This is a genomic window from Bacillus sp. FSL R7-0646 (genome assembly GCF_037969865.1).
Classification (GTDB): domain Bacteria; phylum Bacillota; class Bacilli; order Bacillales; family Bacillaceae; genus Bacillus; species Bacillus licheniformis.
The window spans coordinates 678,040-691,887 of the sequence record NZ_CP150217.1 but is presented as its reverse complement, the minus strand read 5'-3'; the positions used below and the strand labels follow the sequence as shown (position 1 = coordinate 691,887).

General features: G+C 46.1%; 11 protein-coding genes. 3 read left to right on the top strand and 8 right to left on the bottom strand.

Annotated features, from left to right (window positions below; all coding sequences use genetic code 11):
- Positions 1–145: 145 nt before the first annotated feature.
- From guaA to MKY62_RS03425, 5 genes are all read right to left on the bottom strand, one after another.
- Entirely contained in the window at positions 146–1,687 is a 1,542-nt protein-coding gene (gene guaA / locus MKY62_RS03445; protein WP_003179516.1) for a glutamine-hydrolyzing GMP synthase, read from the bottom strand.
- Between the two features lie 188 nt (positions 1,688–1,875).
- Positions 1,876–4,101 (bottom strand): transglutaminase domain-containing protein, encoded by a 2,226-nt coding sequence (locus MKY62_RS03440; RefSeq protein ID WP_003179513.1) that lies wholly within the window; start codon positions 4,099–4,101, stop codon positions 1,876–1,878.
- Between the two features lie 4 nt (positions 4,102–4,105).
- Positions 4,106–5,317 carry a DUF58 domain-containing protein gene (locus tag MKY62_RS03435; RefSeq protein ID WP_003179510.1) on the bottom strand — a complete coding sequence of 404 codons (1,212 nt, stop codon included), beginning with the start codon at positions 5,315–5,317 and terminating at the stop codon, positions 4,106–4,108.
- Positions 5,317–6,279 (bottom strand): MoxR family ATPase, encoded by a 963-nt coding sequence (locus MKY62_RS03430; protein ID WP_003179508.1) that lies wholly within the window; start codon positions 6,277–6,279, stop codon positions 5,317–5,319. The genes MKY62_RS03435 and MKY62_RS03430 overlap by 1 nt, the downstream gene beginning before the upstream one ends.
- Before the next feature lie 159 nt (positions 6,280–6,438).
- Entirely contained in the window at positions 6,439–7,311 is an 873-nt protein-coding gene (locus MKY62_RS03425) for a cation diffusion facilitator family transporter (protein WP_003179506.1), read from the bottom strand.
- Positions 7,312–7,957: 646 nt separating this feature from the next.
- Between MKY62_RS03425 and MKY62_RS03420 the strand changes: the two genes are divergently transcribed.
- Positions 7,958–8,455 carry a DUF4352 domain-containing protein gene (locus MKY62_RS03420; RefSeq protein WP_003179504.1) on the top strand — a complete coding sequence of 166 codons (498 nt, stop codon included), beginning with the start codon at positions 7,958–7,960 and terminating at the stop codon, positions 8,453–8,455.
- A gap of 37 nt (positions 8,456–8,492) precedes the next feature.
- Here the strand turns inward: MKY62_RS03420 and MKY62_RS03415 are convergent, their stop codons facing one another.
- Entirely contained in the window at positions 8,493–9,503 is a 1,011-nt protein-coding gene (locus tag MKY62_RS03415; RefSeq protein ID WP_003179497.1) for an acyltransferase family protein, read from the bottom strand.
- A 271-nt stretch (positions 9,504–9,774) separates the two neighbouring features.
- Here MKY62_RS03415 and MKY62_RS03410 point away from each other — a divergent pair, with 271 nt between their 5' ends.
- Together MKY62_RS03410 and MKY62_RS03405 are read left to right on the top strand one after the other, a co-directional pair.
- A complete protein-coding gene (locus MKY62_RS03410) occupies positions 9,775–11,316 on the top strand; it encodes a multicopper oxidase (protein ID WP_003179495.1) in 1,542 nt (513 codons plus the stop codon).
- Between the two features lie 102 nt (positions 11,317–11,418).
- Positions 11,419–12,297 carry an effector binding domain-containing protein gene (locus MKY62_RS03405; RefSeq protein WP_003179493.1) on the top strand — a complete coding sequence of 293 codons (879 nt, stop codon included), beginning with the start codon at positions 11,419–11,421 and terminating at the stop codon, positions 12,295–12,297.
- A gap of 42 nt (positions 12,298–12,339) precedes the next feature.
- On the opposite strand, the gene MKY62_RS03400 is transcribed toward MKY62_RS03405, so the two are convergent.
- Both MKY62_RS03400 and MKY62_RS03395 read right to left on the bottom strand, forming a co-directional pair.
- Positions 12,340–12,984, bottom strand: a complete 645-nt coding sequence (locus tag MKY62_RS03400) for an SDR family oxidoreductase (protein WP_003179492.1) — start codon at positions 12,982–12,984, stop codon at positions 12,340–12,342.
- 318 nt (positions 12,985–13,302) lie between these two features.
- Entirely contained in the window at positions 13,303–13,587 is a 285-nt protein-coding gene (locus MKY62_RS03395) for a hypothetical protein (protein ID WP_003179490.1), read from the bottom strand.
- Positions 13,588–13,848 lie beyond the last annotated feature (261 nt).

Below are 13,848 nucleotides of genomic sequence, written 5' to 3'. Positions count from 1 at the left end.
CCTTGTTCAGTTGTCACTCTGTGATCGGAAGATTCATGGCACAGCGGCTGCGGCGATGAAAACGGAAGATATAAGCGTTATATCATCCAATCTACTGCTCCACCAATAAAAAATGCCCCAGCTTCATGCGGCTGAGGCATTTTTCTTATTCCCACTCGATTGTTGCAGGCGGCTTGCTCGTAATATCGTAAACCACGCGGTTAATGTGCTTCACTTCATTGACGATCCGTGTCGAGATTTTCTCAAGGACATCCCAAGGAATTCTCGCCCAGTCTGATGTCATGCCGTCAATCGATGTCACGGCGCGAATGCCGATCGTATAGTCATAAGTTCTTGCGTCTCCCATGACGCCGACGCTGCGGATATCAGGAAGAACGGTGAAGTATTGCCAAATATCTTTTTCAAGATCAGCTTTGGCGATTTCTTCGCGGAGGATCGCGTCTGATTCGCGGACGATTTCAAGCTTTTCCTCCGTCACTTCTCCAAGAACGCGGATGCCGAGGCCCGGACCTGGGAACGGCTGGCGCCAAACAATTTCGTCAGGGATGCCAAGCTCGGTTCCGAGCGCGCGCACTTCGTCTTTGAAGAGCGTATTCAGCGGTTCGATCAGTTCAAACTGCATGTCTTCAGGAAGGCCGCCGACATTGTGATGCGACTTGATCGTCTGAGCCGTCGCTGTTCCGCTCTCGATAATGTCAGTGTATAGCGTTCCCTGTGCAAGGAAGTCAATTCCTTTCAGTTTTTCCGCTTCATCGTCAAACACGTAGATAAACTCATTACCGATGATTTTGCGTTTTTGTTCAGGGTCTGAGACGCCTTTAAGCTTGTTCAGGAAGCGATCTTTCGCATCCACTTTGATCACGTTCATGTTGAAGCCTTCACTGAACGTTTTCATCACGCCTTCCGCTTCACCTTTTCGAAGGAGCCCGTGGTCTACGAAAATACAAGTCAGCTGGTCGCCGATCGCTTTATGGATCAAGACCGCAACGACAGAGGAGTCAACCCCGCCGCTCAACGCGCACAGTACTTGCTTGTCGCCGACTGTTTCGCGGATTTTCTGCATTTCAATCTCAATAAAGTTTTCCATTGACCATTCGCCGACGCATTCACAAACACCGAAAACGAAGTTCTTCAAAAGGTCGTTTCCGTATTCTGAATGGCGGACTTCCGGATGAAATTGAACGCCGTACCATTTCTTATCCTTCTTGCTCATTGCTGAGTTCGGGCAATGATGGCTTGTCGCATCAACGGTAAAGCCTTCTGGAACTTCAACTACTAGATCACCATGACTCATCCAGACGACTTGTTCGTTTGGAAGATCTTTAAACAGATCCGGTTCACCCTCGATATGAATGTTTGCTTTTCCGTATTCGCGCTGGCTTGCCGCTTCTACTTTTCCGCCAAGGTAATGCGTCATCAGCTGCATGCCGTAGCAAATTCCAAGAACAGGGATGTCCAGTTCGAAAATCTTTTCGTCGCAGCGGAAAGATCCTTCGTCGTAAACGCTGTTCGGACCGCCGGACAAAATAATTCCTTTCGGATTCATTTTTTTGATTTCCTCTGCCGTCAACGTATGAGGATGCAATTCACTATATACACCAAACTCACGAATGCGGCGGGTAATCAGCTGGTTGTACTGACTTCCAAAATCCAACACAAGAATCATTTCATTTACTAACTTCGTCATGGTGTCACCTCTTTATCAAATTGTCTTTTTGCACAGAAAAAATGGCGGCAGACACACGGCCGTCCTGCCCCCATTCACGGGACAAGGCCCGGCTTGTCCGATAGATAAGCCGCCGAGCCTGCCAGCAAGAATATATAAGGGTTTTTAATATTCACTTATTCTAACAATACGACTGAAAGCGGTCAAGACTATCTCTTTTTAATTAAATTTTCCCATAACTCCGCCGAATCATTCCAAAGCTTTGCGGCGTCTTCCTTTCGATACAAAGCCCGTTCATATTGAAGAGTCAAAGCCGTCATGTCCCCGCTTTGAAAGCGTTCATCAACCGTCTTCGCAAACTCGCGCAGCGTCTGGCCTTCTTCTTTTTGCATGCCTTGACGCTTCAGCTGGCGGAGCAGTTCGTCGTAGGCTTTAAAGAAAACCGCTTCATCACGCCGTTTTTTCAGCCTGTTGATGATGATGTGCGGCATCCATTTCACCCTTGTATAGTAAAGCACCGCTGCAAACGCCAGCAACAGACCGAGTACGGCCGCACCAGTCAAAAGAGTACGGTCTGCATCATCGCTTCCGGCATGGGAATCGGCTTTGGCATCACGCTTTGCCTGGGATTCGGGCTTCTCTTTGTTGTCTTGTTCTTTTGCATCCTGCGGACGCTGGCCTTCATCATTTTTCTTATCATCTTCTTTTTTATCAGAAGCCGCGCCGGCTTGCTGACCGCTGGACTCTTCAACGAGCTGCTCGGGATTTAAAAAGCCTTTCGTCGGTTCAAACGTAACCCAGCCTTGTCCTTCAAAATACACTTCAACCCAGGAGTGGGCATTGTTGTTTGTCACCTCGTACATCGTGCGTTTCCGGTCTGCCGTCGTTCCTGCATATTCACCGGATGTGTAGCCTTTCACCCAGCGGGCCGGTATTCCGGCCGACCGCAGCAGTACGATCATAGCCGTGGAAAAATTGTCGCAGTAGCCGATTTTCGTCTCAAATAAAAACTGATCGACGTAATCCTGGTCTCCTTTAGGAACAGCGACATCTTCCGTCTCATAAGAAAATTCGGAAGAACCGAGATACTTCTCAATCGCTTTCGCTTTGTCATATATATTATCTTCGTCTTTCGTTAAATCGTGCGCCAATGTTTTCACGCGGTCGGGAAGGGAAGTGGGAAGCTGCAGGTACTTCTCATGGCTCCTGGCCCATTTCCCCTCCGACTCCAAGCTGACTTTCCTCAGCTGATCGACATCAAAGACGGGTGATTTATAGGTGACCGAATAGCTTTCCAGATTCTGAATGTCCGCGCCTGTCTTGCCGGCCGGTTTTATTTTCTCCGTATTTAAGTTCATGCGGAGCGGCACAAAGAAATTATTGAGCTTGATTTCGGTCGTCCCGATCGGATACAGGACATGATCGTACCGGTAAGCGGGATCGATATCGACGATCGCTTTGCGCGTTTCGGTCTTCACGCTTTCGTCGTACCACTGGTAATCCAGTTTATCCTCTTCAAGCTGAATGGATGCGCCTGATTTTTCGTCTTCAATCCAGCCTTTTCCTGTATAGCGGCTTTTTGTTTCCACCCTGAAATAGCTTCGTTCATTTCCCTGCCATGTAAATACCCATGTATCGTCTTTTGAAAATGGACCGCCCAATGCCTCATCATTCGTTCCATAGCCGACTTTGCTTCTGCCTGAGGAAGCAAAATCGCCGGTCGCAGCCGTCTGCAGAAACGGCACCGGATCAGGCCAGACGGGATCGGCTTTTGGCGAGACCGCGCCGATGCACACGGCGGCGGCAGTCATCAATAAGAGCGGTGCAAACCATTTGGCAAACCGCGATTTCGAGGATTTGAGCGCTTCTGATTCCCTGATCCGTTCCAAATACAGCAGGCCGAGAAGCAAAAAGCCGATCAGCACGATCCTGACGATCGCATATGACGCGTCAAACGGCGTAAATGTATCGATCACCGCGACATAAACAACGGTCATAATAAAAAAGAATAAAATTCTGCGCTGATAGATCACCCAGTAGTGCAGCAAGTATACGAGCAGCCAAAGAAGGACGTAAAAGAGCAGCGTCCGAAACAACGGCGACATATCCCGCCACATGCCGGAGAAAATATAGGAGAAATTTCGCTTTAAATCCTGGAAAAACAGGGCAATCCATGAAGGTGAAAACACCGATCCTTCGTAAAAAATCGTGTGCAGTGCAAACAGAACGAAGCCAAGGCTGACCGGAAATCTGATAAACCAAGGGACCTTAAAAAATGTAAGCAAAAATACAAGAGCGATAAATAAAATAAAAAAGACGGTGTGCCCCGTATCGGTAAAATACTGCAAAGGACGGAGCCACTCCCACAGCAGCAAAAAAGTCAGCACATAAAAAAGCAATAAACCGAACCTGTTTCTTTTTCCCCCGGACAACATTTTCTCACCTCGCTTCAGCCAAACCCCGGGAAAAATGTTCCCCGTAAATGACGTTTACTTCGATTCCCCGCGCTTTTAAATGCTGGACAGCCGCGCTTTCCTCGCTTGATAGATCTCCGCCTTTTTTCTTCACCAAACAAATGACGGGCCGCCCGCCGGAGAGCGGTTTCTTCAAAGCCTGCACCAGTTCGATCGTGATGCGGCTTGTCACAATATATTTGACGGCTTTTCTCATATCGGAATGTCCCAATTCCCCCTCTATCAGACTGTGAAACGGCTGGACTGCATTGCAGTCGGCAATCGCCAAGTAGTAGAACAGCTTTCTCAGCTGCTCTTCCCCCTGCCGAACCGGGAAGACATTCCGCTCCTTACCAATGGAAACAAGCCCTGCATTCGTCCCGCTCCGCATTGCCGAACGAATGATGGAAGCGGTAAACGTGACGATCTCTTCAAAAGCCTCAGACGGGGACTGATCCATAAAGACGAGCAGGTCATCCCCTTTCGTCTGCTCAAATTCCTTCGTCATCAGCTGGCTGCGGCGGGCTGACGTCTTCCAGTCGACCCATGCAAAACGGTCGCCCGGCTGATATTCTCTGATACCTGACGCCAGTGTACTGTCCTTGCGGCGAAGCTCTGAAACGCGGCCTGCATGCTCGTCATAAGAGCCTCCGCTGGCGCGGTAAGCGATCTCCTGATAGGAAGGCAAAACGAGAAAGGAAGCTTCCAATTGAATCTCGCATTCCCTTTCCAGCAGGCCGAGCGGATCACCTGTACGGACTCTGATTTTTGCTAAACGGTGGTCTCCTCTCGGAACCGAATCGATCGTGTACGCCATTTTAATTTCTTTTTTAAACCAAGGAAAGAGAAGCTGTTTGGCCTCTGCCGAACCCCTGTTTTTCCCCAGCGAATCAGGCAGGCAGTCTTCCACGATCATAAACATGATCGGAAAAGGCCATTTTCTCTTCAGCACGACGAAAGCCTCCAATTGATCACCGGCTTTATACTGCCCTTGGCTCAGCCTCCGCTCCGCTGTCAAGTTCTTCAGCGGATAAAAAGCAAACAGGAAAGCATAAAGCGCAAAGGGGAGAAATGAGTAGAACAGAAACCAGCTGACAAATCCCCCTTGAAACATCGCATAGCAAAACGTTGAAGCAAACAGAAGAAACAGAATAAACAGCTTCCATCCGTACATCACAAGACCGATGCGCTCTCTCATCAGCTGCTCATCGGCCTTCCGACGGGAACTTCGGTTTTTGACATGATGTCCTGAAGGACAGCTTCAGGCCGCTTTCCTTCAAATTTCGCCTCTGACCGCAGGATCATTCTGTGCGCAAGGGTAAAAGGCGCCAAATACTGAATATCATCAGGAATGACATAATCGCGGTTATATAAAAATGCAAACGCCTGAGCCGCCTTCATCAAGGCGATTGAGCCGCGCGGACTCACCCCGAGATAAACGGCGGAATGACTCCTCGTTTTTTGGGTGATCCCAACAATGTATTCTTTAATCGCAGCGTCTACATACACCTTTTCAGCTTCTTTTTGAAATGCGGCAAGCTCTTCCTTCTCTATGACAGGCTCAATTTCCTCAATGGGGCTGCGGTTTTCCTGAAGATCGAGCACTTGAAGCTCTTCGCGGACTGTCGGATATCCCATTCTCAGCTTGAATAAAAAGCGGTCAAGCTGAGCTTCCGGCAGCGGGTATGTCCCCTCATACTCGACAGGGTTTTGCGTGGCCATCACAAAAAAAGGCTTTGAGAGCGGCATTGTCACACCGTCTACTGTCACACTTCCTTCTTCCATCGCTTCCAGAAGCGCCGACTGGGTTTTCGGCGATGTTCTGTTGATTTCATCGGCGAGGATGATGTCCCCCATAATCGGACCTGAACGGTATTCAAATTCCAGCGTTTTTGGATTATATATGGAAACCCCTGTTACATCTGAAGGCAGTAAATCAGGCGTAAACTGGATTCTTTTAAATTCAGCGCCTGTTGATTTTGCCAGGGTGCGAACCATCATCGTCTTTCCGACGCCGGGTACGTCTTCCAGCAGAACGTGTCCGTTTGCAAGAATGGCAGTCAGGCTTAAAACGGCAATATGTTTCTTTCCTACCATTACTTTGTCAATATTATCAGCTACTTTTCCCAAAACGGGATGCAGCATTTCTTCGTATGACATCCTCTTCCTCCTCATTGCTGACGAATCGAATTTATTTAACTTTACCATAAACGATGTGCTCCCAGAAAACAACTGACTGGCGGAAAATAGAATTTTGTCTTTTTTCATTTCGAATTTACAGAGTGATGAAAGTAAAAAAAAGCGGTCAGTGACCGCTTTTTATTTTTCTTTAGAAGGCTCTATGTGAACATGGGAATGAACGATCGAGTGCTCCTCCTGCATTCTTCTCTCTATTTCATCGGCGATGTCATGGCTTTCTGCAATGTTGAGATCTGACCTTACCTCCACGATAATTTCCACGTGGATGGCGCTGCCCAAATAACGCGCTTTTACATCTTTGATGTTGCCGACGCCGGGAACTTTCCGGATCGTTTCTTTATAGGTTGAAATATGTTTAATATCGAATCCGTCCGTCAAGGAATGGGCCGCCTCTTTAAAAATCCCCCAAGCCGTTTTGCAGATGATTAATCCAATGATAAACGCGGCTGCCGTATCGACCCATGCAAGGTTAAATTGCGAAGCAAAGATGCCTGCGAATGTTCCGATGCTGACATAGGCATCTGATTTATTATCGGCGGCGGCTGCATAGAGGGCATGGCTGTTCACCTTTTTTGCCAGCCTTTTATTGTAGAGGAAAACCAAAAACATCACGACGGCGCTGCCTGCAGCCGTCCAGGCCGCAATCATGTCCGGTGTCGTTTCCTTCGGATTAAACAGCATTTCGCCCGAGCTGTACAGCACTTCAAGACCGACCACCATCATGATAAATGAAGCGATCATCGAGGCGATCGTCTCAGCGCGGAAATGTCCGTACGGATGGTCTTCATCAGGCGGCTTCTGCGAAATCCTGAGGCCGATCAGCACCGCTAATGAGGCGATAATATCGGTTGTATTGTTCAGTCCGTCGGCTCTGAGGGCTTCGGAGTGAAATGCAAGCCCGACGGCCAATTTAACAGCCGACAGTACAAGGTAAGCGATGATGCTGACCCATGCCCCGGTTTCACCTTTTTTTAATTCATCATACCGTTCCATAAAAAGCTTCCTTTCCCATCCGAGTTTTCGCTTTTAATCATACAAAGCAAAACTTGAGTGAGTCTATAGAAACATGATTCACTTCTTGCAGAAATATAGTCAGAGTAGAACTTTTTTTATTTAAGGAAACAAATTTCAGTTTGGTCAAAACCGTTAAAACCCGCTCTATATAAGGATTTTTCGAAAACCTCAAATTATTCAAGCGTCATAGGATGGAAAGGACGGTTTCTTCTTTCAGAATATTTTTTCTTTAGAATCCATGAATGATTCTTCTGAAAAACATTAAACAAACTCAAAATTTAAACGATATTAAAAAAGTCGAAAATAGTCCTTAAAGCTCTGACGATTAAAATATCATAATAAAATAGACTTTTTCCTTTTTTTGGATTATTATGTTTCAGACATTATTACATAGATTATGAGGTGGACATTACGATACATGCACCGACAATGGCCAGCGCAGATAGCAACCTTTTTATATCGCTGCTGCAATAGGAGGAACTGTCGGCGTCAGCCTGGCATATATCGTTCCGCTTATCCTGCTTTTAATCGGCGGATGTAAAGCATTGTTCAGTGGCGGGAATAAAGGCCTTGTCTATAAAAATGGTGGTTCTATGTCACGATTATTGGCTCCATCGTATTCGTCATGATGTTCGCTTCAAGCGGCTCTTCTACTCAAGAGAGCAAATCGTCCGGAAGCAGCGCAAAGACGACAGCCGCAAAAACTAGCGAAGAAAAAAGCAATGACGATGCCAAAGAAAAAACTGAATTCGGTTTAAATGAAACAGCTGATCTTGACGGCACACACATCACAGTTACTAACGTTAAAAAATCGATGGGCAATGAATATTTCAAACCAAAAAACGGTAATGAATATGTAGTTGCAACACTTAACATAGAAAATAAAAGCGATAAAGATATTTCCTATAACCCGCTCGATTTTCAAATTCAAAATGAAGATGGACAAATTACGCACAATACGTTTGGACCATCAGATGATAACGACCTATCTTCTGGAAATCTGACACCAAACGGCAAGGTATCTGGAACAATCACTTTCGAGACTAAAAAGAGCAAAACATATAAAGTTATCTACACTCCTGAATTTTGGAATGACAAAAAGATTACTTTCAACCTTAAATAATTCAAAAAAACTTGCAAAGAAAACTTTGCAAGTTTTTTTAATTGCATTTCTTCCGCCCAAGTACGATCGGATACCGGTTCAACAAAAAGATGCAAGGCACCATTACAAGCAATGTCATGCCGGTGTAAAGCGCGCTCCACAACAGGGAGCCGTATGTCTCATCAAGGGAAACCTGTGTGAAGTAGTAGACGACGGCTTTCAGCATCCTGATGACCGGATAGTGCAGTACGAGAATGATCAGCGAGTTTTTGCCGAGGAATTGGAGAAGCCTTGCTTTTTCAAGGTGAAAGCTGCTGAAAATGACGCCTGCCGTCCCCAGAAATGAGGTCATATAAAAGAGCGCCATGTTTCCGTACTCATTGGCCCTCATATCCACTCTGACGTTCAGGGTCTGCAAGCAGCCGACCGCGATGAATACAAGAAGCGTGAGCAGCAGCATTCTTCGGTCTCTCATCTCTTTCAGATTATTTTTCAACAGAAAACCGGCCGAATAAAAGACGATGGCGGTCAGGGCCACTTCAATATTCCACGGCAGCTTGATGCCGAGATATTGATAATTCAAAAAGCCTAAAGCGGCTGAGACCAATACGGCTATGACGATAAACAGTCTGCCTTTCCCCCATCTCTTCACGATGAAAAACAGTATTTCAACGATGAATAAGCATGTTAAAAACCAGAGCGCCGGGTTGTGTGTCAGCATGTAGTCATCAGGCATCGAATAAAAAATCCCTTTAAACGGTACAACCGGGTCGACATCCGAACTGCCGGTGAACGTAAAATGCCTCTCGACGAGAACCCAGAATAAATAGGCAAGAACGGAGAAGATGAAGTACGGCAAAAGGAGCGTCTTTATTTTTTTTAAGAGAAAAGATGTAAAAGTCATATTCCCATCATGGTAAACGAGGCCGGACAGAAAGAAAAACAGCGGCATATGAAATGCGAAAATGAACGTTTTCAGCCAATCCGGCGTCGGTGTATGGCCCAATACGACCAATATAATTCCCACGCCTTTCGAAACATCAATCCACTCTATTCTTTTCTGCAACACGGGTATCTCCTTTCAGACCGCTTCGCCCCATAAGAAAGGGTTTACACATAATGTACCATCATCCCCGCCTTTCTTCCTCCGCGAATCACGCCTCAAGGCGATTTTTAATCGTCAGGAAATATTTTGTTCATCTTCTTGTAATGATCGATTCTATTTTTTAACATACTCAGCACATACTGCGTTTCTTATTCTCATCATGAGGAACCAGACCATGCAACCCGTCTTATAATGTAATGATCTTTTCATCAGAACAAAAGAGGACAGGTGAAACATGAAACTTGAAAAATTCGTTGACCGGCTCCCCATTCCGCAAGTGCTTCAACCCCAAAGCAAAAGCAAGGAAATGACCTATTATGAAGTCACCATGAAAGAATTTCAGCAGCAGCTTCACCGCGATCTGCCGCCGACTCGGCTGTTTGGATATAACGGAGTTTATCCCGGCCCTACCTTCGAAGTGCAGAAACACGAAAAAGTCGCAGTCAAGTGGTTAAATAAGCTTCCGGATCGCCATTTTCTCCCCGTCGACCATACGCTTCACGATGACGGCCATCACGAACATGAAGTGAAGACGGTCGTTCATTTGCACGGAGGCTGTACGCCTGCTGACAGCGACGGATATCCTGAGGCTTGGTACACAAAAGACTTCCATGCAAAAGGCCCTTTCTTTGAAAGGGAGGTGTATGAATATCCGAATGAGCAGGATGCTACAGCTCTTTGGTATCATGACCATGCAATGGCCATCACAAGGCTGAATGTATATGCGGGGCTTGTCGGTTTATATTTTATTCGCGACAGGGAAGAGCGTTCATTGAACTTGCCGAAGGGAGAATATGAAATCCCGCTTTTGATTCAGGATAAATCATTTCATGAAGATGGTTCATTGTTTTATCCGCGGCAGCCTGACAACCCTTCGCCGGATCTTCCGGACCCGTCGATTGTTCCGGCTTTTTGCGGTGATACCATTTTAGTCAACGGCAAGGTATGGCCTTTCGCTGAACTGGAACCCCGAAAATACCGTTTTCGGATACTGAACGCCTCCAATACGAGAATCTTTGAGCTGTATTTCGATCATGACATCACATGTCATCAAATCGGCACGGACGGCGGTCTTCTGCAGCATCCGGTCAAAGTCAATGAACTGGTGATCGCGCCGGCTGAAAGGTGCGATATCATCGTTGATTTTTCACGAGCAGAAGGAAAAACCGTGACACTGAAAAACCGGATCGGCTGCGGCGGACAAGACGCAGATCCCGATACTGATGCCGACATCATGCAATTCCGCATCTCAAAACCTTTGAAGCAAAAAGATACAAGTTCATTGCCGAGAATATTGAGAAAGCGCCCATTTTACCGGAGACACAAGATCAATGCCCTCAGAAATCTGTCATTGGGCGCGGCCGTTGACCAATATGGAAGACCTGTTCTGCTTTTAAACAACACAAAGTGGCATGAACCGGTAACCGAAACACCCGCACTCGGCAGCACTGAGATCTGGTCGATCATCAATGCCGGAAGGGCGATCCATCCGATCCATTTACATCTTGTTCAATTTATGATTCTCGACCACCGGCCGTTTGATATCGAGCGGTATCAGGAAAACGGAGAACTTGTTTTTACCGGTCCGGCAGTTCCTCCGGCACCGAATGAAAAGGGGCTGAAAGACACCGTCAAAGTACCCCCGGGCTCAGTGACGCGCATTATCGCCACCTTTGCGCCGTACAGCGGCAGATATGTTTGGCACTGCCACATCCTTGAGCACGAAGATTACGATATGATGCGCCCTCTTGAAGTGACAGATGTTCGTCATCAATAAGAAAAAGCCTCCGCATTTGGAGGCTTTTAAAAAAGCACAAATCATCAAAAAAACCATCGCTTGATCCTGTACAATAGGATCATCAAATCGTAAAGGCTGTGGATGAATATGAATGATTACGAAAGAATTCAAAACGCGGTTCAGTTTATCGAAGAACACCTTCAAAACGATTTAAACATCACGGATATTGCGGCTAAATCGTGTTTCTCCCCATTTCATTTTCAAAGGCTTTTTCAGGCGATCTCCGGTTTTTCCGTTTATCAATACATTCGCAACCGGCGTCTGTCTGAAGCTGCGCTTCTGCTTGAGAAAACAGACCGTTCCATTCTCGACATTGCAATCAATTTCGGCTATGGCTCACAAGAAGCTTTCAGCAGGGCTTTCTCACAGTACTTCGGCATCACTCCGGCCAAGTATCGCAAAGCGAAGGTCAAGCTTGATTTTCAATCTAAAATTAATTTCCTCGAATATAAAGAAAGGATGACTGGAGATATGAACATCCCAAAGCCGCACATCACTCATTTAAACGACATACATATGATCGGATATGAGTACCGGACAAATTTAAACGATGAAAAGTATTTCGAAGATATCCCGAAATTCTACAACGATTTCGGCAGAAATGGATACTTTATGCAAATTCCTCAAAAAACGGATCCGAATATGTGTTACGGGCTGTCATGCCGCTTCCAGGATGACGGAGGTTTCTCATTTATTATCGGGGAAGCCGTTCGCGAAACAGCAGCCGGGGAAGTGCCGGAGCCGCTTATCTATACGAAAATTTCCGGCGGCAAATACGCCGTATTTCATGTAAACGGATCGACTGAATCAGTGCAGAACACAAGAAGATACATCTATGGATCATGGCTGATGAATACCAATTACGAGAGAACAGAAGGACCGGACTTTGAAGTGACTGATGTGTGCCGTTCCGTACCGCCGAACGAGATGAAGATGACCATCTATATCCCGCTTCTGTAAAAACGCCGGGGAACCTTCTGACCACAGGTTCCCCGAATCCTTTTATATAGATTTCAGCGCCTCGGCGGGCGTTTGATCACCCGAAACCAAATCGAACGAACGACGGAATGTGTGCTCCTCGGTGAGCGCCGCCAAGATGGTATCGGCCACATCTTCACGCGGAATCGTTCCGCGCTCAAGATTTTCCGCGGCTTTCACCCGGCCTGTGCCCGGTTCGTTTAACAGGCCTCCCGGACGGATAATCGTGTAGTTTAATTCGCTGCCTTCAAGCATCCGATCCGCATAATGTTTGGCGACATAATACGGCTTTAACGCTTCATTCCAATTTTCACGGCGGTGTGCCTGCAATGTGCTGACCATAATAAAGCGGCGAATGCCTGCTTTTTCGGCGGCTTCGATCGTTTTAACCGCCCCATCCAAGTCGACCAAAAGCGTTTTGTCAGCGCCCGTATTGCCGCCTGAGCCGGCGGTAAAGACAATCGCGTCGCAGCCCTCCGCCGCTTCTGCGATGCTTTCAACGGTGCCTTCTAAATTAGCGAGCGCTGTTTCTGTTCCCGATTGTTTCAAAGCTTGCGCCTGCTCTTCATTTCTCACCATTGCCCTGACCTGATGTTCGCTGCTCTCATTCAAACTTTTCGTCAAACGGCGCCCGATTTGTCCGTTCGCCCCAACTACAAACACTTTCATCTGCTTATCCTCCTTGTTGCCAGTTTCTTATTTCATTATTTCACTGTCCAGATAATTGTTCAAACCGTCCGCTCGCCAAAATGCGCAAATGCTAAAAAGGCTTCCCATCCTCACTGCAGGCAGCCTTTCAGATCGTTGACAAAATAGGTCGGACTTTTATAATCTGTCCTATTTTTATCCAATTCATTCTGTTTTCTGGCGATGAGGACTCTTTCAAGTCAAGTCGCCGGATTTTTGAGATTTTGGCAGCAATGTTAAACGTAAATTCGCCTTTTCTCCGCGGGCTGAAGCCACTTTTGTTTTTTATATCCGGACTGTTTATGCTCGAAGCCAAAAGTATGTTGCCAGTGCCAATAAAAGCAAATAAAGGCCGGCAATGAAACGAAACACCCCTTTTTTTTCGGAAAAAGGAGGGTTGATTAACATGACAATAATAGTGGGTGCGAATAATACAATGAGAAAATATTTGTATTCTATAAAAAACGTACATATGGAAAGAAGAATAGAAATATAGAAAACTGCGATAAAACCACTTCCGAACTTTTTCTTCAGCTCTCCTTTTTTTTCTTCAAGCAGATGATCTATCTGTTGTCTATTAAACATAATGACCTCCTATCAGAATTTATGTAATATAGTACTTCAATCATTGCAGCAAACAACGTAAGAATTGCGATAACAATAAAAAATATTTAGAACAACTAAAAAACAAACCAAGAAATACAGTATGTTGCTTTGGAGCGAAAAAGATAGTTTTTTGATTACATGTTTAAAGAGTACCATACACTAAATTGTTAAATCGAGGATTTTTTAGTTATTTTTGTTTGGGTAATCAGCGATTAAACAGGCTTTTATACCAAATTAAAG